The organism is Fibrobacter sp. UBA4297, assembly GCF_002394865.1.
Taxonomy (GTDB): Bacteria; Fibrobacterota; Fibrobacteria; order Fibrobacterales; family Fibrobacteraceae; genus Fibrobacter.
The window spans coordinates 1-21,605 of the sequence record NZ_DGUZ01000018.1 but is presented as its reverse complement, the minus strand read 5'-3'; the positions used below and the strand labels follow the sequence as shown (position 1 = coordinate 21,605).

At 48.3% G+C, this 21,605-nt stretch carries 20 protein-coding genes; 12 read left to right on the top strand and 8 right to left on the bottom strand.

The features are described 5' to 3' along the window. The first annotated feature begins 131 nt into the window (after nt 1-131). From B3A20_RS09965 to B3A20_RS09955, 3 genes are all read left to right on the top strand, one after another. On the top strand, nt 132-359 hold the full coding sequence (locus B3A20_RS09965; RefSeq protein WP_088660100.1) for a DUF1490 domain-containing protein: 228 nt from the start codon (nt 132-134) through the stop codon (nt 357-359). Between the two features lie 13 nt (nt 360-372). Next, nucleotides 373-2,472 carry a heavy metal translocating P-type ATPase gene (locus tag B3A20_RS09960; RefSeq protein WP_290764230.1) on the top strand — a complete coding sequence of 700 codons (2,100 nt, stop codon included), beginning with the start codon at nt 373-375 and terminating at the stop codon, nt 2,470-2,472. A gap of 476 nt (nt 2,473-2,948) precedes the next feature. Then, the gene (locus tag B3A20_RS09955) at nt 2,949-3,884 is read left to right on the top strand and encodes an Rpn family recombination-promoting nuclease/putative transposase (RefSeq protein ID WP_290764227.1); all 936 of its coding nucleotides are present in this window, start codon (nt 2,949-2,951) and stop codon (nt 3,882-3,884) included. Between the two features lie 159 nt (nt 3,885-4,043). On the opposite strand, the gene B3A20_RS09950 is transcribed toward B3A20_RS09955, so the two are convergent. Beyond that, a complete protein-coding gene (locus tag B3A20_RS09950) occupies nt 4,044-6,278 on the bottom strand; it encodes an efflux RND transporter permease subunit (protein ID WP_290764224.1) in 2,235 nt (744 codons plus the stop codon). 302 nt (nt 6,279-6,580) lie between these two features. On the opposite strand from B3A20_RS09950, the gene B3A20_RS09945 reads away from it, so the two are divergent. Genes B3A20_RS09945 through B3A20_RS09935 form a run of 3 tightly spaced genes read left to right on the top strand, consistent with a single transcriptional unit; the run spans nt 6,581 to nt 9,484 of the window. Next, nucleotides 6,581-7,222 (top strand): MptD family putative ECF transporter S component, encoded by a 642-nt coding sequence (locus B3A20_RS09945; protein ID WP_290764221.1) that lies wholly within the window; start codon nt 6,581-6,583, stop codon nt 7,220-7,222. Beyond that, nucleotides 7,206-7,913, top strand: a complete 708-nt coding sequence (locus B3A20_RS09940) for an energy-coupling factor transporter transmembrane component T (RefSeq protein WP_290764216.1) — start codon at nt 7,206-7,208, stop codon at nt 7,911-7,913. The genes B3A20_RS09945 and B3A20_RS09940 overlap by 17 nt, the downstream gene beginning before the upstream one ends. 59 nt (nt 7,914-7,972) lie before the next feature. After that, nucleotides 7,973-9,484, top strand: coding sequence for an ABC transporter ATP-binding protein (locus B3A20_RS09935; protein ID WP_290764213.1), 1,512 nt, complete (start codon nt 7,973-7,975; stop codon nt 9,482-9,484). Between the two features lie 72 nt (nt 9,485-9,556). Here the strand turns inward: B3A20_RS09935 and B3A20_RS09930 are convergent, their stop codons facing one another. After that, entirely contained in the window at nt 9,557-11,038 is a 1,482-nt protein-coding gene (locus B3A20_RS09930; RefSeq protein WP_290764210.1) for a fibrobacter succinogenes major paralogous domain-containing protein, read from the bottom strand. A 208-nt stretch (nt 11,039-11,246) separates the two neighbouring features. Here B3A20_RS09930 and B3A20_RS09925 point away from each other — a divergent pair, with 208 nt between their 5' ends. Continuing rightward, a complete protein-coding gene (locus B3A20_RS09925; RefSeq protein WP_290764206.1) occupies nt 11,247-11,942 on the top strand; it encodes an ATP-binding cassette domain-containing protein in 696 nt (231 codons plus the stop codon). A 76-nt stretch (nt 11,943-12,018) separates the two neighbouring features. Here B3A20_RS09925 and B3A20_RS09920 read toward each other — a convergent pair whose 3' ends face one another. Beyond that, nucleotides 12,019-13,674 (bottom strand): glycosyl hydrolase, encoded by a 1,656-nt coding sequence (locus B3A20_RS09920; RefSeq protein ID WP_290764203.1) that lies wholly within the window; start codon nt 13,672-13,674, stop codon nt 12,019-12,021. 166 nt (nt 13,675-13,840) lie between these two features. Between B3A20_RS09920 and B3A20_RS09915 the strand changes: the two genes are divergently transcribed. Next, the gene (locus B3A20_RS09915; protein WP_290764197.1) at nt 13,841-14,689 is read left to right on the top strand and encodes a TIGR02147 family protein; all 849 of its coding nucleotides are present in this window, start codon (nt 13,841-13,843) and stop codon (nt 14,687-14,689) included. Then, a complete protein-coding gene (locus tag B3A20_RS09910; RefSeq protein ID WP_290764194.1) occupies nt 14,626-15,849 on the top strand; it encodes a hypothetical protein in 1,224 nt (407 codons plus the stop codon). Before B3A20_RS09915 ends, B3A20_RS09910 begins: the two co-directional genes overlap by 64 nt. 88 nt (nt 15,850-15,937) lie before the next feature. On the opposite strand, the gene B3A20_RS09905 is transcribed toward B3A20_RS09910, so the two are convergent. Together B3A20_RS09905 and B3A20_RS09900 are read right to left on the bottom strand one after the other, a co-directional pair. Further along, the gene (locus B3A20_RS09905) at nt 15,938-16,339 is read right to left on the bottom strand and encodes a hypothetical protein (RefSeq protein WP_290764191.1); all 402 of its coding nucleotides are present in this window, start codon (nt 16,337-16,339) and stop codon (nt 15,938-15,940) included. Nucleotides 16,340-16,431: 92 nt separating this feature from the next. Then, on the bottom strand, nt 16,432-16,857 hold the full coding sequence (locus B3A20_RS09900) for a hypothetical protein (RefSeq protein ID WP_290764189.1): 426 nt from the start codon (nt 16,855-16,857) through the stop codon (nt 16,432-16,434). Nucleotides 16,858-17,000: 143 nt separating this feature from the next. Between B3A20_RS09900 and B3A20_RS09895 the strand changes: the two genes are divergently transcribed. Continuing rightward, nucleotides 17,001-17,315, top strand: coding sequence for a DMT family transporter (locus B3A20_RS09895; protein ID WP_073318870.1), 315 nt, complete (start codon nt 17,001-17,003; stop codon nt 17,313-17,315). On the opposite strand, the gene B3A20_RS09890 is transcribed toward B3A20_RS09895, so the two are convergent. The 3 genes from B3A20_RS09890 to B3A20_RS09880 form a co-directional block, all read right to left on the bottom strand. Further along, nucleotides 17,275-17,934: a DUF4405 domain-containing protein gene (locus B3A20_RS09890; protein WP_290764183.1), complete on the bottom strand. Its 660-nt coding sequence runs from the start codon at nt 17,932-17,934 to the stop codon at nt 17,275-17,277. The two genes, B3A20_RS09895 and B3A20_RS09890, sit on opposite strands and share 41 nt — an antisense overlap. 39 nt (nt 17,935-17,973) lie before the next feature. After that, nucleotides 17,974-19,410 carry a flavodoxin gene (locus B3A20_RS09885; RefSeq protein ID WP_290764182.1) on the bottom strand — a complete coding sequence of 479 codons (1,437 nt, stop codon included), beginning with the start codon at nt 19,408-19,410 and terminating at the stop codon, nt 17,974-17,976. A gap of 94 nt (nt 19,411-19,504) precedes the next feature. Further along, nucleotides 19,505-20,743: a carboxymuconolactone decarboxylase family protein gene (locus B3A20_RS09880; protein WP_290764179.1), complete on the bottom strand. Its 1,239-nt coding sequence runs from the start codon at nt 20,741-20,743 to the stop codon at nt 19,505-19,507. Nucleotides 20,744-21,030: 287 nt separating this feature from the next. On the opposite strand from B3A20_RS09880, the gene B3A20_RS09875 reads away from it, so the two are divergent. Continuing rightward, nucleotides 21,031-21,198, top strand: a complete 168-nt coding sequence (locus tag B3A20_RS09875; protein ID WP_173319863.1) for a hypothetical protein — start codon at nt 21,031-21,033, stop codon at nt 21,196-21,198. After that, nucleotides 21,198-21,605, top strand: a 408-nt coding sequence (locus B3A20_RS09870) for an N-acetyltransferase (RefSeq protein ID WP_290764176.1), incomplete at its 3' end; no start/stop codon positions are given. The genes B3A20_RS09875 and B3A20_RS09870, both read left to right, overlap by 1 nt.

The following is a 21,605-nucleotide window of genomic DNA, read 5'->3' as shown; positions in this document are numbered from 1 at the left end:
CTTAACTGAGGAGCGGGGTTGTAAAGGTTTTGTAATTAATTTATTTGTAATTTGCAGACGGAGAGGGGAGTATCTATTTTTTAAATGCGGAGCAAGTGCTCCGCTGATTTTTCTTTAATAAGGAGAATGATATGTCTATGTTCAAAAATGAAAAATTCTGGCTTGTCATTGCTGGTGCTGTGGGTTCCGCAGTTGCAAAGAAAGTGCTCAAGGCCAAGAAAACCCGCGAACTCGCTGTTCAGGGACTTGCTCATGGCATGAAGTTCACTGCTGACGCCAAGGCCGCATTCCAGGACATGAAGGACGAAGCTAGCGACATTTGCAACGACGCCAAGGCAGAAGCAGGTCTCGACAAGTAAGAAGCGAAAGCTTATGAGATTCAGAATCGTTTACGATAAGCCGGGTCGCCTTCGCTTGCGTGCTGGGGCGTACGCTTTTGAACGTGAATATGAAGCGCGCATTCACAAGGCTTGCTTAAGTGAGCCTTGCGTTAAAAGTGTTGTGGTGCGTAGCGTCAATGGCGGCCTCCTTTTTGAATATTCCGCCAAGGCGGGCGATTTCGAGACGAGCCGTAAGCAGATTCTTGATTTTGTAAGTGCACTCAACCCCAAAGAATTGCCTGAATGCGATGGCGAAACGGAATACCAGTTGCAAGCTTTGGACGATGGCTTTAAAGCAAGCCTCACGGGAATGATTGCAAGGCGCTATTTGTCGCGTTGGTTCTTACCGCTTCCGATTCGCACGGCAATTACGGTGGTTCGCGGGTTGCGCTATGTGGCTCGCGGAATTTCGACGCTCATGAGCGGAAAGCTCACCGTCGATGTTTTGGATGGGGCTGCAATTGGTGCTAGCCTGCTCCAGAAAAATTATGAATCCGCAGGTACGGTCATGTTCCTTTTGGGCGTGTCGGGCTTGCTGGAAGATTATACCAAGGCGCGTACGCGCACGGCTTTGACGGGTAGCCTCGCTGTCAAGGTCGATAAGGTCTGGGTCGTAAAAGACGGCGTGGATACATTGGTGGATATGAAGGACGTCCAGGTCGATGACTTGGTCCGCATCCGTTCCGGGAGCATGATTCCTGTGGATGGTCGCGTGATTGAAGGCGAAGCCTTTGTAAACGAATCGACGATGACGGGTGAATCCAAGGCGGTGATGAAGACTGCCGGCAGAATCGTTTTTGCCGGGACCGTTCTTGAAGAAGGTGCAATTCTCGTGAAAGTCCATGCGGTCAACAGCAATACGAAAATCCAGAAAATCGTGGAACTGATCGACCGTAGCGAAGACTTGAAGGCTAGCGTACAGAGCCGTGCGGAACATTTGGCGGATAGCATTGTACCATTTAGCTTCCTTGGCTTTGGGCTTACGCTCTTGTTGACGCAGAATATTTCGCGTGCGGTTTCTATCTTGATGGTGGATTACTCTTGTGCGATAAAGCTTTCAACGCCGATTTCTGTGATTTCTGCGCTACGAGAAGCGGCGGATATGGACATGACGGTGAAGGGCGGCAAGTACTTGGAAGAGCTTGCGCTTGCCGATACGATTGTGTTCGACAAGACGGGGACGCTCACGAAGGCAGAACCGCGTCTCGAAAAGATTATCCCGTTCGGCGAATATTCCGAAAAGCGAATCTTGAAAATTGCGGCGTGCATCGAGGAACATTTCCCGCATAGCATGGCTCGTGCGATTGTCAAGGCGGCAATGGAACGCAATATCAATCACGCCGAAGAACATGCCGATGTGCAGTACATCGTGGCGCATGGTATCGCAACTTCGCTCAAGGGCAAGCGCGTGGTTATCGGAAGCAAGCACTTTGTCATCGAAGACGAAAAGGTCAATGTTTCTGAAGCGAACCAAGCGATTATTGACGAACAGGCGGGTGCCGCATCCGTGATTTACTTGGGCATTGGCGGCGAGTTGGCGGGTGCGATTTGCATTGGCGACCCTCCGCGTGAAGAAGCTGCGGATGCCATTCGCGGGCTGCGTGAAAGTGGCATCAAGAATGTGGTGATGCTGACGGGCGATAGCTTGAATGCGGCAGAACGTGTTGCGGAACATCTGGGAATCGATACGTTCTTTGCGCAGGTCTTGCCAGAAGACAAGCACCATTATGTGGAACGCATGAAGGCCGAAGGCAAGCGCGTGATTATGGTGGGCGACGGCATCAACGATGCTCCTGCTCTTGCTGCAGCGAATGTCTCTGTTGCCATGAGCGATGCCAGTGACATTGCTCGTGAAACCGCCGATGTGACGCTCCGTCGCGAGAATCTCGAAGACCTCGTGGAACTGCGCCTATTGAGCCAAAAGCTGATGGAACGCATCATGAAAAACTACCGCTTTATCATCACGTTCAATACAAGTTTGCTTGTAGGCGGATTCTTCGGCCTGCTTTCTCCGACGACGTCTGCATTCTTGCACAACGTATCGACTATGGGCATCTGTGCAAAAAGCATGACAAAGCTGAAAGTGTCGTAATCGTCACAAATTTTTGTCATGCCCGAAAAAACTGTCATTCCCGCCTCCGAGCGGGAATCTCCTTCTTGATTTAAGTATTCCCTTTGCTTTAGGGAATATTTTTTTTGATTTTATTCGGTTGTAATTATTGAGGAATGTTGATTCTTGCGTTGTTTGTCGCTTTGTATGTACAAAGATGATGTAAAGAATCTATATTACTATTTTTTTTAGTCAAGAAAATGCTTGTTCTGTACGTTGCGTAAAAGGTTAAATGGATGCTTGAAGAATCTTTTGCAAACGGTTGTTTGCAAAATGAACGAAAAACTCTTTGACCTCTTGTTTTTATCTGTTTAGTTTTATACATTGATTTCAGCCGATTAAATGTGGCTGATTTTTATTATATCGTTATTTATATCCTTTCTTATATCCTTTGCTAAATGAAGTCTGAGTTTTTACTCAGGTGTTTGTGTTGATTCTCTTCTTGAGAAAGGAATTATATGAGCGAAGAAAATAATGCGACGAGGCGAATCCACGATCCGTTTTTCCGTTGGCTGTTTTCTGATGTTGGACATCTTAGGAATCTATTGGAACTTGCTGGCAAAGTAAATCTTGATGTTGGCGAATTCATATCGACTATAAATATGGATACTCTTGTCCGTATTCCAGATTCGTATTCAGAGGTTGACGATACGGGTGAAGCGGATTTGGCGTTTCGTGTGAATGTGTCGACAGGTGCTCCGATTTTGGTTGGAATTCTGTTAGAACATAAATCGGGACGGGATCCAAATGTTCTTGATCAGATTGCTCGTTATGTCAATTCTGTGATGAAGATTTATGATAAGAATCGTGCATTTAGCGGAATTCCGACGATGGCAATTATCTTTTATAATGGACGGGAAAATTGGAATCCACTTAAGAGACTTGAAGAGGGTTATCCGGAGTATTTTCGTGGTTCTGTATTGCCCTTCCATTGCGCTTTTGTGAATATGGCGGATATACCCGATAGCGACTGTTTGACATGCGAAGACGTTGCAACTGGAATGGGCGTTGTCGCAATGAAGTATGCGTTCAATAAGGAAAAGCTGTTAGAGGTCTTGCCTCAATTCCATGATTCCTTGCGAAAAATGCACCGTAATGAGGCGTCTTGTCTATTGCAAAAAATAAACATATATTTGAAAGAGTACGTTGATGAAGGTGTTCTCAAGGAGCTGGATATGGCATTTGTAAGTGTTGGACAAAAATACGGCTTTGTTAGTGCCGGTGATGTGTTTCGTCAAAGGCTTGCTGAAGCTCGCAAAGAAGTGGACGAAGAACGGAAAAAAGCTGAAGAAGAAATGCTTAAAACGGCTAGGGGACTTTATGAAGATGGGGTTCCCTTAGAGACTCTCGTTCGTAGATTCAATCTTACGGAAGAACAAATTTGTGGAAAGTGAAGACCGGAGCTTTTCGAATCGAAAGCGAAAAAAAACTCAAAATGTTTACAAAAAGGTAGCCGAAAGGCTACCTTTTTTGCGATTTTTTAGATGGGGATGCCCGCTCAAGGCGGGCATGACATGCTGACGAGCGATGCTCGCGAACGGTTGTGCGTCCTGTTAAGCTTTCTTTCGTTTCTCTTTTCCATACGGCTTGGTGACGTACACAAGCGCAGTGGTAAGCGTGTAGTCGGCGACGAGGGCGGCGGCAAGGCCGATGATGGAGAGTAATCCGACGTTGTGCAATGCGCCCATGGGGCTGAAGATGAACACGAAGAACATTGCGCAGAGAATGAATGTCGTCATGCCCATCGTCTTTCCGATTTCGCGGTAAGAGAGTAACAGCGCTTTTTTGTAATTGCCCGTGCGTTCGTAACCGAATTTGATGTGGTTGTTCATGTGGATGGTATCGTCAACGGCGATGCCCAAAATCATCGGCATTACGATCATTGTTATCATGTCAAGCGGCATTCCCGAATAGCCCATCACTCCACCGATTAAAAGTACGGGGGCCACGTTTGGAATCATGCCGATGAGGCCTGCCTTGATGCTCCCGAATGCGAGAATCATCATGATGGCGATAATCACGAATGAACCGCCGAACGAACGCAATAGTCCGTTCACGAGCTTGCCGTTCATTTCGGCGTAGTTCACGACTTCACCGACGATTGAAGTTTTGGCGTCCGGGAAAATTTGCGCGGCGTACGATTTTGCGGAATCGAGGTCTTCTACGATTTTCTTGGCTTCGTATCCGGAAAGTTCTATGTGGATAAATGTTGTTTTGTAGTCTTCGTCCATGCGTTCAAAGAGTGCGTCGGCATCTGAAATTTCGTAGAGGAACAGCAGCTGCGTGAGCATGTCCTGCGCGTCGGGAATTTTGTAGTATTCTGTGCTGTCGCTGTTCAGCGTGCGGTTCATTTCTTTCACAAGTCGCGTTACGGATTGCACGCGGGGCTTGTCGCCTGAAATTTTTGCGAGCTGGAGCGTGCCGAGTTTTTGTTCGAGGGCTTCGATGCGTTTCATGTTGGCGGGATTTTTAAGCGCGTCGCTTTCGTTGAATTCGACCATCACGTTGAAATCGTAAAGGCTTCCGAGTTTTCCGCTGAGCATGTCCATAAGCCTTGTGACAAACGGAATTTTTTCGCCCATCGTTTTTGTGTAGTCCATGTTTACATCGATGTTCATCACGCCTGGAATTTGCAACAACATTATGGCGGCGGAAATTGCGGCGATGATGCCGCTGTGCCTGCAAACTTTGCGACCGAAAAATTCAAAGAGAATGTCGGCCTTGGTGGCGCCTGCCGTTTTCACTTGCGTTGGGTCGGGCTTTGTATTTTTACCGAAGCTCATGAGAATCGGAATCAAGATGATGACGTATAAATAAACCATGAACACGATGCCTGCTGAAATGCCGCCAATCCAGCGGATCGGGCGGATGCCTGCGAACAGGAACGAAATCAGCGAGGCTACGGTAGTGATAACAGTGAAGAGAATCGGCCAGCCTGTTTCTTCGACGGCGTTTATCACAGATTCACGGCGGTTGCCCGTGCGCCTAAAGTGCATGCGGAATGAATTAATGTAATGGATGGAATAGCCGACCGAAAGCGCCATGCCCAAAAGTACGGGGAGTGCGACCATGCTTTCATCGCCGATGATGCCGAGCCAAGCGTTTACGCCGAGCACTGAGGCGATTCCTCCGACGGTTGCTATGGCGGGGACGATGACTCCGCGCAAAGAGCGTATGAATAAAATAAGGCATGCGAGCATGACGGTAAAGCCGAAGATGATGCGTATGGCGCATTCACGCGAGATAACTTCGTTCTCTTCCATTTCGGTGTAGCTCATGCCGGTTGGGAGCATCTCGAACTTGTCACTTTTGAATTCGTCAGAGAGGATGACGTTGCGGGCGAAAGGTGCGATGCTGTCTTTGCCGAAATCGATGCCGCCTTCGTATGATTTCAACGAGAGAATGACCCATGTTTCTTTGGCGTCGTCAGAGACGATGTTGTTTACCAGCGATTCTCGGCTCATGATGAGCGATTTCTTGGCGGCGAGTTGTGCTGAATCTGTCGGGATGCCGCTTTCGAATGGGTCGATGACTTCGAAGCCCTCATCATTTGCGATGGGGATGGATAAGTTATGCGTGAGTGAAACGACGCGGTCAGCGTAAGGGACTTCATTTTCGAGGCGTTTTGAAAGTCGGTCGATGGCGCTTAAAACTTCGGGCGCAAAAACATCATTAGCACGGACCATCACCATATAGCCGTCATCGCTGCCGAAAATGTCATTGAAGTGCGCTTGGTCGATTTTGACTTTATCCCAATCGTCAAACCATTCTTCTTCGCTGCTGGTCATTTGCAGTTGCGGAAGCCCGAGACATGCAATGAAAGTTACAAGAATTGTTACAAGTAAAATCAGCCAACGGAATTTGATTTGAAAACGCCCCAGACGGGCGAAAACTTTATTAACGCGAGAAACTTGCATGTTTCCTCCCCAAAATTTTGCCCGAAAATAACATAACACGTTATGCTTTTCTACTCCAATCGGACGCGTTAGGAGCAAGGGTTGATATAGTATGTGTGTGAAAAGTTAAGCGGGGCTAAACTGCGTCTAAATGGAGTAGCTTTTTTTGTGAGATTTTTCAAGTTTTGGCGGCTATGAGAACTACTGGTAAAAAATCTTCGAATACATTGGTGCGTGACCTCGTGAACGTGGGCATTTTTGGTGCACTTTACCTTGTTCTTTCTGGACTTGGAGCGAGTATCGGTTTTATTCCTGCGTTTATTGTGGTTTCCACATGCGTAGTGAGCTTGGTGACGAGCGTCCCGCTATTCCTTTTCTTTTCGAAAGTCGAAAGACCTTTACTTTGCTGTGTGCTACTTTGCACGCTTTTCGGAATTGTCATGACAATCTCTGGTCACGGAATTTCTTTTGGTTTGCTTTGCGTGGTGTATGGCGTTTTGGCGGGCCTTTGCTTAAAGCTGTTCCACAAGAATTTTGTGGGATGTCTGCTTGCTAATGTGATGATTAGTTTTGTACCTTCTTCGATGATGATTCCACTTTGGTCTTCGACCGAAGAATATTTGGCGTATTGCAGTTCTATTTGTGATAAGGCTTATATTGCTCATTTGGCGGAGCTTTCTAGCAGCTATTGGCCTTTGATTGGTCTTTTTGGATTTGGTGCCGCAGGTGCTGTGGTGGGTGGCTTTATTGCTCGTCGCATGATGAAAAAGCATTTTGAACGCATCGGACTTGCAAAATGGCGTCATTGCGAGGAACGAAGTGACGAAGCAATCTAGGAATCTTGCGTTTGCATTAGATCCGCGCACAAAACTGTTATTAGCGGTGGTGGCAAACGGCATGGTTTTTACCGCTCCACTATTCTATAGTTTGTTGATGGTTGTTGCGACATCTATTTTGCTATTGCTTGAAAAAAAATGGAAATTTGTTTGCGCTTTCTTTTTTGTTTATTTGACTGCTGGCTTTTTCTTTGATTTTGTGAAAAAATTGGATATTGGTACCTCGGGTACGATAATTCTTGCGTCGTTGTTTTTGATGTACCGTATTATGCCGGCCTGCGCTGTGCTTTATTATGTGATAACAACTACCAAGGTCAATGAATTTTTGGCATGCATGTCGCGAATGCATGTTTCGAACAAGGTGACGATACCCTTGATTGTGATGATTCGATTTTTCCCGACGGTGTATGATGAATCCCGTGCGATTGGCAATGCCATGAGAATGCGCGGAATTCGCTTGTTCAGTTTGCGAACTTTAAAAAGTCCAGTGGCGTTTCTTGAATATCGGCTGGTTCCGCTTTTGGTATCTGTTACGAAAATTGGTGATGAACTTTCGATTGCTGCGGTGACGCGTGGGCTCTCGGCAGAAACAAAACGCACCTGCATTGCAACGATTGGATTCCGCTGGGCGGATTTTGTTGTGTGCGCTTATTGTATTGTAGTTGTTGTAATGTTTTTACTCCGTAATTAGTGCTGTTACGTCATTGCGAGCGTAGCGAAGCAATCCATCTTAATTGTCTTTCCCAACTTATGAACATCTCCCTAAAAAACATTTCCTTCTCTTACTCTGATTCCCTTGACGATGCGATTCTCAAAAACTTGAATCTGGAAATTCGTTCGGGCGAGTGTGTTGTGCTGGCGGGGGAGTCGGGCTGCGGGAAGACGACGATTTCAAAGCTCATTAACGGTTTGATTCCGCATTACCATTCGGGAACGATGGATGGCGATGTGTTGCTCGGTGGCAAGAATACCTCCGATATGACGCTAGCCGAAATTTCAAGAGTCGTGGGTTCTGTTTTCCAAAATCCGCGTTCGCAATTTTTCAACATCGATACGGATTGCGAACTTGCTTTTGGTTGCGAAAATTTGGGAATGGATCCCGAAGAAATCAAACAGCGCGTGGAGAATGTTGTTCAGGAATTTCATTTAGAGCATTTGCTGGGCCGTAGCATTTTTAATCTTTCGGGCGGCGAAAAACAGAAAATTGCGTGCGCATCTGTTTCTGCTACGGGGCCTGAAATTTTTGTGCTGGATGAACCTTCTGCGAATTTGGATCTCAAGACGATTGCGGATTTGAAGGAAATTGTATCGCGATGGAAAAAGGCGGGGAAGACGGTCGTTATCGTGGAGCATCGCCTTTACTATTTGCGTGATGTCGCCGACAGAATTTGCTATGTGAAAGACGGGCAAATTGCAGAAGAGTGGACGCCTGCGGAACTCGAAGCCAAAGGCCTAGAATATGCGGCAAGCCTCGGACTGCGCTGCATGAATCTGAAAATGTTGAATTCAGTCTGTCATCCTGGAGCCGAAGGCGATAGGATCCATTATCTCTCGTGTTCACAATTGCGACGGGATTACCAGCCTTGTGACGTCATTGCGAGCGAAGCGAAGCAATCTATTATTTTTAGCAATCTCACTTTCTCTTACCATCGCAAGCATCCGATTCTCGATATAGACCGTCTTGAACTTCAATGCGGACAAATTACAGCACTGATTGGCCATAACGGTGCTGGCAAATCGACACTTGCCCAAGTATTGTGCGGCTTGCAGGGGAGCTGGCATCAAAAGCGTGCAGCACGCAAACGCGGCGCATACCTAATTATGCAAGACGTGAACCATCAACTTTTTACCGAGAGCGTCTTGGACGAAGTCCTGCTCGGCATGAAACCGCAAGATGAAAAGTTGGCTCTTGAAATTCTTGATGGACTCAATCTTAAGCAATATGCGGAAAATCATCCGATGGCACTTTCGGGCGGGCAAAAGCAGCGTGTCGCTGTAGCGAGCGGAATTTCAAGCGGCTGCGAAATTGTTGTTTTCGATGAACCGACAAGTGGCCTTGATTATAGGCAGATGCTTGCTGTTTCTGCAACGCTTAAAAAACTTGCTGCAAGCGGAAAGACTTTGCTCGTAATTACCCATGACCCTGAATTTATTTTGAATTCTTGCCAGTCGATTGTTCGCTTGGAACACGGAAAAATCGTAGAGCAATATCCGCTTGCCGGAAATGAAAAAAGACTTATCAAGACGATGATTGGCGCTTGATAGAGCCCTTCGTAGTGCAGATGCCTCGACAATGAGAAATGCAAGCATTTCTGTGCTGCACTCGCCTCATTGCTAGTCCTTGAGACAACGAACTGAAAATCCGTAGTCTTTGTAGCGGGAGCCCAGGGTCGCTTGTTTGCTGTTGCGGGCCATGTACATGCGGTACGCGGCGCTGCTATCGCCCTCAGTAGAACACCAGAAGTTCACGTTGCCGCCATCGGAGGTGTATCTGACATCGACGGATGTCCTGAAGCCGGCGGGCAAGGCGCTGAACCCGAAGGCATCCGTACCGTTGCCGTCGCCACCGTTGCCGTCGCTATTCCAGCCGCTCTGCGACTTGAGAACCTTACCAGCGGTCGATTGACCGCCCACCGCCGTGATCAGGACGTTCCATTCCGCCTGACTGGGTAGATGCCAGCCCGTGGGGCAAATGCCCTGCACCCTCGCAGGCAGGGTACAAATCATGCCGTCGCCGCAATTCTGCGGGTTATCCACATCGTTCGCCAATTTCATCGAATCAATTGCCGCCGCCCATCTGTAAAGGCGACCGGCCACGTCGCAGTTTGCCGCCACTTTGTTGAAGCACCAACTCCTGCCCTTAAGGCTTGCTGTCTTCACGCTGTCGGCGTAATTCAGGTTTTCCGCCATCCAGGTTTGGTCGCCAATCTTCACCGTCTTATAAACCTTACCGTCACGTTCATCGGTCATGGAACCATAGTCAATATCAGGATTGAAACGGCATTCCTTCGGCACATCCCAGCTCCAACCCGTTTTGCCTTCCAAGAGTGCCGAACAATTTATCTTGTCTTCACCGTTACTAGAACTTGACTCTGTTTCGCTAGATGTCGGCTGCACCTCTACGGAACTGCTACTAGACTCACTTGATGACGAGAATTCCTCCTTTTCACTGCTGGACGACTGAGGCTTTTCAACAGAAGACGAAGATTCCGACTTTACCGAACTCGACGATGTCTTGATTTCCTTTTCATCTTTCGACGACGAAGACTTCGCTTTTTCACTGCTGGACGAATTTTTTTGGACACTAGAACTCGAAGACCTCGTAGAACTACTGCTGGATCCTATCGCCTCGCTCCAGGATGACGATGAAGGTGTGATGCTTGCCGAAGACTTTGCCGAACTCGACGAATCCGCATTCACACTGCCGCTAGACTTCCCTGTCTTTTCGCTAGAACTGGATTGTTTCGCATCGCCCTGAGCGACAGAAGAGGACGAAGATGTCTTTTTACTCGAAGACGACGAAGATTTAGCTTTGCTACTACTAGATACTTTAGCAGGTTCAGTGTCCTTCTCTGAATCATCCTTCCAATTACCGTTTTCACATACGTAAGCGGTTTTTTCGTCTTTCACATAAGCTGTTGCACCCTCGCGTTTGGAGGAACACACCGGAAGGTCATCGTATGTCGCCACAACAAGGTCTGATTCATACGCGGAATCACTCGGATTGCTGGAACTTCCACTATCATCGCCACACGCCTGCAACATTGCGAGCGAGAAAATAGAAAGATAAACGAACCGAAGAGCAGTTTTTAACATCTTGTCCACCTAGCTAGAAATCTTCCCTAATATAAATTATTCTAGCTACTTTGCAATTCCACGGTGCAATTTTGGGCTGGTTTTAGGGTAAAACCTATTCTCAAGCTATCGGAAATATTTTATTGTACAAAACAGCTGACGGCAAATCACAGATTGAAGTCATCCTGGAGCCGAAGGCGATAGGATCCATTATCTCTCGTGTTCACAATTGCGACGGGATTACCAGCCTTGTGACGTCATTGCGAGCGAAGCGAAGCAATCTATTATTTTTAGCAATCTCACTTTCTCTTACCATCGCAAGCATCCAATTCTCGATATTGACCATCTTGAGCTCCCGTGCGGACAAATTACAGCGTTGATAGGTCATAACGGTGCTGGCAAATCGACGCTTGCCCAAGTGCTGTGCGGCTTGCAGGGAAGCTGGCATCAAAAGCGTGCAGCACGCAAACGTGGTACTTACCTAATTATGCAAGACGTGAACCACCAGCTTTTTACCGAAAGCGTTCTGGATGAAGTCTTGCTGGGCATGAAACCGCAAAATGAAAAACTTGCTCTTGAAATTCTTGATGGACTCAATCTTAAGCAATATGCGAATGAACATCCGATGGCGCTTTCGGGCGGGCAAAAACAGCGTGTCGCTGTAGCGAGCGGAATTTCAAGCGGCTGCGAAATTGTTGTTTTCGATGAACCGACAAGTGGCCTTGATTATAGACAAATGCTTGCTGTTTCTGCAACGCTTAAAAAGCTTGCTGCAAGCGGAAAAACTTTGCTCGTAATTACCCATGACCCTGAATTTATTTTGAATAGTTGTCAATCCGTGATACGCATGGAACGCGGGAAAGTCGTAGAACAGTATCCGCTGTTAGGGAATGAGAAACAGCTTGTCAAGGCGATGGTGAAATGAGAAACGGATGTCGTGTTTTCGACATCCGATTTAGCGTGAATGCGTAATGCTTTTTTTGTTACGCCGCCCAATAATTTTATTTCTTGAAATACACCGTATTCACAATGTGTCCTTGAATCTTTCTACGTACAACATAGTGCCCTTGCGGAAGTTCTCGCATGCTGATGCCCAAATAATGACCGTTCATGTCAAAAATCCCGACGGTGGTTGCAGTCCCGGCCATGCGTGGCATGGTTGCGATACTGGTGGTACTTGTGTCAGGCTTGATTATTGCTATGTACTTGTCCCAACCTGGCATGTCTTCGAGAGTAATGATACGCTCGTCATTCATGTTGCTTTTCCATACACCATCTTTTGTTTGGCCGGGCCAAGTTCCGCTCCAGGTGCTGTACCACGGCATCCACCAACTCCATACGGCTTCGTCGGTATGCATGTTGTTCACATCGGGAATGGGGCCGTTTTCGCTGAGGGCTATAATTTTCGTGCTTTTTGATGCGTTTTTGAATTTGTCAAAGGCGCTTGCGTTACTGGAATGGTCGTTTGCGCTATTGTAGATGTCGATGGAGAGAACATCATAGTATTCGCTACCCGGATCCCAAGAGTTTACGGTACTTCCTTCAGGGTTATAGACCCAAATCATGTTTCTTACACCCTTGACTTTGACCATGCGGTCATAGACGAGGCGATAGAGGGCTGCAAACTGTTCTCCGGAATTAATACTCCACCAGAACCACTTTCCGCCAGCTTCATGCAAGGGGCGGAAGATTCCCGCTACACCTTCTTTCTGCAATTCAAGGAAGTAATCGGCGATGAGGTCAATGTCGGCTACGATTCCTTTGTAAGCAGCACTTTCGGTATTCCATTCAGTGGTGCCTGGCTTGAAACCTGTAGAGAAATCGAAATCGGTGTATTCGCCTCCGTTTGCTGCACTTTGAATATAGAAAGCATCTTTTTTGTCTAGCGGATCTTTCCAGTGCCAAGTGAATGCAGGGATGCCGCCCGCTTTCCAAAGGCCTTTTGCAATGGAAATTGCTTTGTCCGTGTATTCCTTGTTCCAACTTTCATTTGCCTTCGGGCCGCTCGCAAACAAGAAATCAAGCCCAACAAGAGCCGGGTACTTTCCCGTACGAGTGAATGTGTATTTTACATCGTCGTGCGTCTTAAAATCGGCACCCAAAGAGAAACCGTTCATGTCTCCGGTCATCATGCCGCTAATCGTCTTTTTGCCAAAGTTTTCACGCAAAAAGCTGTAGAGCTTGACAGCGCTTTCGGTGGCGTTCGGGGTAACCGGTGTTGCGGATATTTTGAAAGGGGAGGATTGATAAGGTTCGACATCAATATAGTCCACGCTAATCCAGCCCCAGTATTTCTCGATAGAGATTGTGTTTGTCCCGGCTTTAAGTGTAGCGACTGTCGTGACATCCGCCCACGAAGTGGTGGCGTTAAAGTCGATGGTGCCTGCGGTTGCGCCGTTTACTTTTAGGTAATTTGCTTTGAAATCTCCGGCCTTGTAATGGATGGTCACTTGGTACTTGCCCGCACTCTGTGCGGTGACACCATTAAAAGAAATATTACCTTCTTGCAAGTCGGCATAACCCGTTCCCGAAACTCCGGATGCGTTGACATTTTTTGCTCCTCCGGAAAGAGTCGCTGCTTCAGCTTCGTACTTAGTTGCAAATGCCATACTCGAAAGAGCAAGAATCAAAATAAGGAAGTTTTTTCTTTTAATCATTAGGGTTCCTCCATTTCACGAAATTATATTCCCCAAGTATATTTATCAATTATTTTTTTCGAATGGTGTGGACAAAAATGTCTACGAATTGTATATTTTTTTTATGAAACGCCTGTGAAAGAAACGATTTTTAGGTAGAGCATTTTTATATCTGGCGAGACGCTTTATGTTTGCAAAAAACAAAATCAACATCTATGACTATTCAGACTACCGCAAGTTCTTGCAGGAGTTCTATGAACTCGAAAAATCACTGGATCCCTCGTTCAGTTACCGAGTGTTTGCTGCTGCGGTTAGCATGGATGCAAGTCTGCTTTTGAAAATAATGCAGGGGAAACGCCATATTTCTCCGAAATGTATAGATGTTTTCGTTAAATTTTTTCGTTTCAAAGATGCCAAGGCAGAATACTTCCGTGAAATGATTGCTTACAGCAAGGCTAAAAACGACGAGGACGTTCGTCGACATTTCGAGACTCTTCAAAAAATGCGACCTGCAGCCAGCCGAGAACTTGATGAGGCATGCTATCGCTATTTTCAACAATGGTATTATCCGATGATTCGCTCTGCGCTTGACGTGTTCGATTACCGCGGTCCGCAAGATGCAGGCGCTCTCGGAGAATGTTGCATTCCGAAGCTTTCCGCCTCGCAGGTGGAAAATGCTGTCGATGCTTTGTTGCAGCTCGGACTTGCTCGCGCCAACAAGGATGGTCGTGTGGTTCCGACCGACGCTCATCTCAAGACTATGGAACACTGGCTGAGCGCTTGTATTAGCGACTATCAGTGCAGTATCGCGGATCTGGCTGGCAAATCCATCCAAAACACACCCAAAGAAAAGCGCGATATCAGTACGCTTACGATGGCGCTTGATTCGCAACAAATAGAAAAGATACGCGAAATCCTCGCCAAGACACGAAAAGCTATCATAAACGTTGTCAATGCGATGCCTCCGCAAATTTGCGACAGCGTATATCAATTAAATTTTCAGTTATTCCCGATGATGAAAAAGGAAGAACGATGAAAAAAAGTATACAAACATCGGTTTACCTTTCGTTTTGCGGCATGCTTTGCCTGTCGCTGTTTTTAGGGTGTTCCGAAAGCAACACCGCAGGTGCCACAAGTGAAACGACAAATGGAATTGCCTTCAACGTCGTTGACAGTTTAAATAAGCCGTTCGCTTGCGCACAAATGAAGGTGTATTCAAAAGATGCCTTCTCGGTCATTGATAGCGCCCTTTCGGATTCAAGCGGACGAGTTTCTTTTAATGACAAACTCGGCATCTGCACAGACCAAGGCTGTTTTGTAGAAGCCCTTGCGGGCAAAGATTCCGCATTCATGAGTTGGTCGCCGGTCGATTTTGCAGATACCTCGGTTCAGGAAATTGCATTGTTGCCTTCGGCTTCGCTCATTGTACGTACTGGCGTTTCGACCCAAGAAATCGAAGACTTGTTAGAAAATGTTCAACTGGAATCGACCCCCTATTTTGCAAACCGCTTCGGTAGCGAGTATGTGTTTGCGCATGTGCCGGCAGGGTCCTTTACTATTGTTGCTGGAGATTCGACCATCGCAGAAGTGGCGCTTGCGCCAAATGAATCCGCAGATACGCTCGTTCCTGTTCCAGGAAAGTCTGTTGAGTATGTTTTCGAAGACTTTGACGATGGAGATAGTTTGAATAACCTCGCTAAAACTTATCCTAACTACGGATGGTATTTTAATGCTGTTGGCAAAGCGAATTTTGCAATACCTGATAGTGCTGAAAGTTTCTCATCCGTATTAAAAGAAGATAAAGATCATGGGAAGTATCTCGCTGTTAAATTCGCAATAGATACAGGCTTCGTTTTGCTCGGAACTCATCTAGGACTTGATACAGGATTTTTCGACCTGAGCAATCTCACGGCGATTCGCCTTACGGTAAGAGGCGACTGTGAATTGAATATCGCTTTGGAACATTACCGTGAAGTTGGAGAAAATACCTTTAAAAAATCGTTATGGAAGGCCAAAGCGGCTGAAAATTGGAATGAAATCATCTTGCACCCCGGTAGGGAAGTTCTTGAAGAAAGCTCCTATCAAGTGGAGTGGAAAGAGATTTCTCACGAAATCGGTCTGTTTAGCATTTTTATGAGAAGCGGAACTTATCTAGAAGTTGACAAAATCGTGTTTGAAGGAATTGATTTCAAATAAGCGATTAATGCGATTGGTTATGCGATAGCGGCATCGGCATCAAAGCCCCCTCGTTTTTCCGAGGGGGGCCTTTTGACGACATGTCCGTTTATTTCACGAAAACGGCGAGAAGTTTATGCGCTTCTTCACCTTCGGCAAAACGGATTTCACCTACGGTATGGTACTCGAATCCCGAGAACTGCTGCAGGTGCAGTGCCGCAAATTCGCGGTCCTGCGAATAGCAGAGATTCAGGCGGAAGTTACCGTTGTCGCCTGTTTTTGGATGGCCAGTTTTTTGAACGACCGCGTCCAAGGCGCTTGAAGAAGCCTCGACAATTTCCTTGACCTTTTGGCCCTCCGTAGGGCTGTAGTCCAGGCAAGTTCCCACTACGGGTGAATTCGTCTTAGTGTAGGTGACATTGGTTTTGAAACCGAAAAACTTCTTTTCGGTCTTGATATAGGGCTTGTTGAAGAGGGCGTTAGCCATCTCCATCTTGGAAATGTTTTCCATGTTCTTTCTCTTTTTTAAAATGAATGTAATCGCGCACCCCGGCAGGGGCCGCGGCAATTTACCTGTGACTGAGTGTTCGGAGAAAGAACTTGCTAACAGAGCATTCGCTCTAGCGTATAAACGTAATACTCTTTTGATTTCTGATAAACTAGCGGCAAAGGGAAGCCGCATTGGGCGCAAACAGTTGGTCGCGCGATCTTAGTCGCAAACGGTGTACCCTGTTTGGGCGTTGCCGAACTGCGCCCGCCATAGCCTTGAAGGCCGTTGCCGCGCGATGCACGCAAGGACACCTGCTGGCCCGACCTGCGTGTAAACTGCATGGCCTCGGCAGTCGATTCCCGCAACAGGAACAGCGGACTTTCGGCATGCACATTGTCGGCGGAGACCTTGCCATATTCCGAAGCCCGCCCCATTTCGGTTCCGTAATCGTAAACAAAAGAACCCTCGACAACGGCAGCAAGAATCGCGAACAACGCGACTGCAATCATCGAAAGAATATTTTGTTTAACGGGCTTCATCGGTGAGTAAGATAGAATTTTTTAAAGAGAATAGCTATCTTTATTCCATAATTTGAACCGCGCCCTATTGCCACCGGGTAATGGGGGAACACGCATTCTTTATCGTTAGGTCTTTGAAGATAAAGATTCCTGGAGGTAAAGAAATGGAATGGTTTATGCTTGCTGTGGCGGGCGTTCTCGAAGTGGTTTGGGCCTGCGCCATGAAATACTCGGAGGGCTTTTCCAAAACAGTCCCTTCAGTCATCACGGTAATCGGTTTCCTTTTGAGCGCCGTATTCTTGTCGCTCGCCGTAAAGAAACTGCCGCTCGGCACCGCCTATGCGATATGGACAGGACTAGGCACGGTGGGAACGTTCGCCCTGGGCGTTTATCTATTTCAGGAGCATTTCTCTATCCCGAAAGCCATTTGCGTTTTGCTTATTTTATCCGGGATTGTCGGCTTGAAATTATTGCATTAAAGAGATGCACCGCAACGGCGAACAGCACGACGATGGCGATATAGTCCGCGAAAAAGAGGGCGTAGCCGCGTTCCGCATCAAAGAAGAAGAAGGGCTGTTGCAAGAACAAGTATTTCCAAAGCCCGCGAATGGCGAAGGCGTAAATTCCGTAACCCGCCACAAGAATTGTAACCACGCGAGTTGCAATTAGGGCTGTCTTTAACTTGAATGCACCCACAAGTCCCAAACGGTTTGCAATCAGGCTCACATGCAGCCCGATGTGGAGCGACATGAACACGTAATACCAGTGGCTTGCGAGCAGGTGCGCCGTGCGGGCGAAGTTTGCGCCCGATTCAATTCCGAGGAATGCGAACACATGGTTCGAAAGCATGATTCCGCTCACCATCAGGAAAATTGCGCACAAAAGAATCCCGCAATTCACGATCGCCTGCAGAATACGGAATGCGTTGTAGCGGCCCTTGAACAACGAAAGAAAAAAGCGCCGGTTCAGCGTGATGTGCACCGCCCACAAAGCGAGCAGCACCACGCCCAGAATCTCGTGAACGGCCGTCGATTCAAAGAAGTAATTGCCGCCCATCAGCATGAGCGTCGCGACCGTCATCGCGATATCAAGAGGCATACGGATTTTGGCGGAAATAGGCATATTAGGGAATATACATTATTTCGTCTTCACGCTGTTTTTCTCGAGCCACTTGGCCACATCTTTCGAGAGGTTCGAACCGCCGGAATAATGCACCGAAAGGCCTTCGCCGATTTTTGCGTTGGGCGCGAGTTTCGCAATCGCGGTGATGCTCTGGCCAAAGCGCCCGCCACCGTGGGAGCAGAATGGCAGAATCCGCTTGCCCGTAAAGTCGTAACTTTCGAGCAAAGTCGCAATAGGCATCGGGATACTCGCCCACCAGTTGGGGTAACCGATGATAATCGTTTCGTAATCGGCCCACTTCTTTGCGTCGGGCTTTTTCTTTAGGGCAGGGCGCGCCTGTTTGTGCTGGTCGTTCTGCGCCTGCTTCAAGACGGTGTTGTAGTCGTCGGAATAGGGCTTCACGAGTTCAAGTTCCACCATGTCGAAACCGGTCTGCTTCTTGATTTCGCGGGCCACGCCGCGGGTATTCCCGCTCCAGGAATAGAAAACGATTAGCGCGCGGGAAGTGCCTTTCGGGTTCGACGCCGCTTGCGCCTTTTCGCCCTTAAAGCCCGCCGCTTCTTGAGTCACAAATGTTCCCTTGACGCCTGCACCCGCATTCATGGCGAGTCTGAGCCCCACATTGTAACTCTTGCTGGATTGCTGCATGGCTCCGCGATAGGCGCTGCGGAGGTTCTTACCGAAATCGTTCCAGCCGCCACCGCGATGCACGCGCCTTGTGCCCGAAGGCTTGCCCGCCGGATCGACCGCCACGCTTGTCGAGCCCGCAGAAACACCGTAATCACCGTAAAAGTCAAAGCACCATTCGCCCACGTTCCCGTAAATGTCGTAAAGCCCGAAGGGATTGGGCTTGAACTTACCCACGGGGAGCGTGTTCCCGCGGTAAACGCCGGGGCGTGTTTCCAGGACCTCGTCGTTGAAATAGTTCTGCTCGATTTGATACGGGTAATGCCCGTAAAAATTCACGTCGTCGGCACCGGGAGCCTTCTTTGTGTAGAACGGCGTGGTCGTGCCGCCTCGGGCCGCGTATTCCCATTCCGCTTCGGTAGGGAGCCTGTAGCCGTTCGCCTCGCGATTCCAGCTGACCGCATCGCCTTCGATAGCGTAAACGGGAGTGCGCCCATCGCGTTCGCTTAACTTGTTGCAAAAACGAGCCGCTTCGAGCCACGTGATGTTTTCGACAGGCAAGTCGTCACCCCTGAAACTGGAGGGATTTTCGCCCATCACTTCGCGGTAAAGCTTTTGCGTCACCTCGTATTTGCCTAGGTAAAAATCGGAGACCTTCACCTTGTGGAGCGTCTCGTCGTTGACGCGCCAGTCCTCGTTTGTGGGGCTTCCCATGTTGAAAGTCCCGCCCTTGATAAGCACGAAGCCGTCGGGCGCAGGTGCCGCCGCAAGCGGCACCGCCGAGAACCACAAAATTGCACAAGATAAAAGTTTAGCGAACTTCATAAATTTTCTCCATTATACACCATTTCCATTGCGGATAAAAAAGTCGCAGGCTGTATGAATTCTCCTTTGGAGAATGACTCATGTGAAAATTATTTTATTTCAACTTCCCGTAGTCTTCGTCGCTCACGGGCTCAAGCCATTCGTTGCGACCGCCTTCGCCAGGGACTTCAATCGCCAAATGCTGGAACCAGGAATCCGGAGCCGCCCCGTGCCAATGCTTGATGCCAGCCGGGATGTTCACCACGTCGCCGGGCTTCAGTTCCACTGCCGGCTTGCCCCATTCCTGGTAGTAGCCGCGGCCCGCCGTCGCGATGAGAATCTGGCCACCGCCCTTCTTTGCATGATGGATGTGCCAGTTGTTGCGGCACGCCGGTTCAAAAGTCACGTTCCCCACACCCACCTGTTCCTTGCTGATCATGTCGAGATAGCTCTTGCCCACGAAATACTTGGCGTAGGCGTCGTTCGGCTTGCCCACCGGGAACACGCTCCAGTCCTTGCCCGGCATGGATTTTGCGACCGCCGCGCCAACCGCACCCGCCGTCGCTTCGACAGGCTCAGCGACCTTCGTCTCAGCCACCGCTTCTTTGAGCAGTCGCAATGCATTCAGCGTGCGCGGATAACCGCAATACGGCAAGCAGTTGTAAATCGCCTGTTCCACGTATTCGGCCGTACGAATCTTGAGGTTCGCGCCGATGTGCGCCTTGAGCTGCGGCTCCGTTCCCAGGTTCACGAGAATCGCCATCGTCAAGAGTTCGCGGGTATTCAGGTCGAGCCCCTTGCGGGTGTAGTAATCGCCAAAGCAGTTGCTCGCAAGGAAGTAATTGATGGTCGGCATACCGCTCTTGCCGTTCTTCGCCATGTCGCGGAAAGTCTGGCCGAACAGCGTTCCCTGCGCGTCGGCACCCGCCTGCAAGCGGGACTGCGTCGTCACCGTCGCACGGTTTTCGTCCACCTTCACGTTCTTCGCCTTGAACACGCTGCGGGCAATTTCAACCGCATCCACCGTCCGCGGGAACCCGGTGTAGGGGGCGCACTGGTAAATCGCCTCGAGAATCTCTTTGGGAGTAAGCCCCTGCGCAAGCGCCGTCGCCACTTCTTCTTGCAAAAGAGCGCCCGACTGCTGCGTCACAAGCGACACCAGGCGAATCAACTCCACCTCGCGCTTTTCTACAAGCGGAGTCGCCGCCGGAACCTCGTTCTGCGTGAAGTTGTCCATCACGGCACGCAGTTCCTTGTCCTGCGAAAGCGCCTTTGCCTCGCCCTGCGGGCAGCAATCACATGCGGCAAGCACCGCACCCATACCAAGCATCGTCATAATCGTCCTTAGTTTCATGGTTTGTTCCTTATAAATTTTCACATTTAATATAAATAAATGCGCAAATCCCGCAAAATACCTTTTTTTTATGCTCAGTATGCGTAAAACGCATAGTGAAAAACGACAAAATTCCGTTTCTTTTCCATTTTGTCATTTTATGACACACTAGAAATATATTTTTGCTCTAGTACGGTCAAAAGGCTTCATTTTCCTCAAATAAGCCATTTGACCCAAGTTTCACCACTTGCACCAGCACGAGGAAAAATGTATATTGACTACAGTTCAATTCAACAATGGAGGTCATCATGGCACTAGCAATCGCATCGGTACCGATACTGACCGGCGAAGCGTCGGACAGGTTTGACCTCATGATGGAAGAAAGCGAAAAGCGTCGCGGTTCCATTGATTTTTCCAAGCAAATTGAACAGGCTAGAGACATTCTCTCCAAGGCCGACTTTAGAGAATTTAAGTAATGAACTTTCTCCAACAGAATTGCCGCTTTGGGTTCTATACTCAAGGCAAGGCCGCCCTATGCAAATCATTCAAGTGCGGGGACAACGACTTGGATGATTTCTTCACAAAAGATGCCTTTTTGCAGAGCGAAGAACTGCTTTGCAAGAACTATTGTTTTTCCCTTGCTGAAGACCCGACCCAACTAGTGGCGGTTTTTACGCTCTCCAATGACAGCATCAAGAAAATTCCGGGGTCCCGTAAGAAGAAGGTCGAAAAGAACATCCCTCGCGAAAAGATTTACAGCAGCTATCCGGCCGTCATGATTGGCAGGCTCGGCATAAGCCTTGATTTTCAGAGCAAACATCTGGGGAGTGACGTTCTCAGTTTTATAAAGGCTTGGTTCGTTGACCCGCTTAACAAGACCGGT

Bases quoted from the DNA above. Each gene is read 5' to 3' on its own strand.
- B3A20_RS09965 (WP_088660100.1), top strand. From the start codon at position 132: ATGTCTATGTTCAAAAATGAAAAATTCTGGCTTGTCATTGCTGGTGCT.
- B3A20_RS09960 (WP_290764230.1), top strand. From the start codon at position 373: ATGAGATTCAGAATCGTTTACGATAAGCCGGGTCGCCTTCGCTTGCGT.
- B3A20_RS09955 (WP_290764227.1), top strand. From the start codon at position 2,949: ATGAGCGAAGAAAATAATGCGACGAGGCGAATCCACGATCCGTTTTTC.
- B3A20_RS09950 (WP_290764224.1), bottom strand. From the start codon at position 6,278: ATGACCAGCAGCGAAGAAGAATGGTTTGACGATTGGGATAAAGTCAAA.
- B3A20_RS09945 (WP_290764221.1), top strand. From the start codon at position 6,581: ATGAGAACTACTGGTAAAAAATCTTCGAATACATTGGTGCGTGACCTC.
- B3A20_RS09935 (WP_290764213.1), top strand. From the start codon at position 7,973: ATGAACATCTCCCTAAAAAACATTTCCTTCTCTTACTCTGATTCCCTT.
- B3A20_RS09930 (WP_290764210.1), bottom strand. From the start codon at position 11,038: ATGTTAAAAACTGCTCTTCGGTTCGTTTATCTTTCTATTTTCTCGCTC.
- B3A20_RS09920 (WP_290764203.1), bottom strand. From the start codon at position 13,674: ATGATTAAAAGAAAAAACTTCCTTATTTTGATTCTTGCTCTTTCGAGT.
- B3A20_RS09915 (WP_290764197.1), top strand. From the start codon at position 13,841: ATGTTTGCAAAAAACAAAATCAACATCTATGACTATTCAGACTACCGC.
- B3A20_RS09905 (WP_290764191.1), bottom strand. From the start codon at position 16,339: ATGGAAAACATTTCCAAGATGGAGATGGCTAACGCCCTCTTCAACAAG.
- B3A20_RS09900 (WP_290764189.1), bottom strand. From the start codon at position 16,857: ATGAAGCCCGTTAAACAAAATATTCTTTCGATGATTGCAGTCGCGTTG.
- B3A20_RS09895 (WP_073318870.1), top strand. From the start codon at position 17,001: ATGGAATGGTTTATGCTTGCTGTGGCGGGCGTTCTCGAAGTGGTTTGG.
- B3A20_RS09890 (WP_290764183.1), bottom strand. From the start codon at position 17,934: ATGCCTCTTGATATCGCGATGACGGTCGCGACGCTCATGCTGATGGGC.
- B3A20_RS09885 (WP_290764182.1), bottom strand. From the start codon at position 19,410: ATGAAGTTCGCTAAACTTTTATCTTGTGCAATTTTGTGGTTCTCGGCG.
- B3A20_RS09880 (WP_290764179.1), bottom strand. From the start codon at position 20,743: ATGAAACTAAGGACGATTATGACGATGCTTGGTATGGGTGCGGTGCTT.
- B3A20_RS09875 (WP_173319863.1), top strand. From the start codon at position 21,031: ATGGCACTAGCAATCGCATCGGTACCGATACTGACCGGCGAAGCGTCG.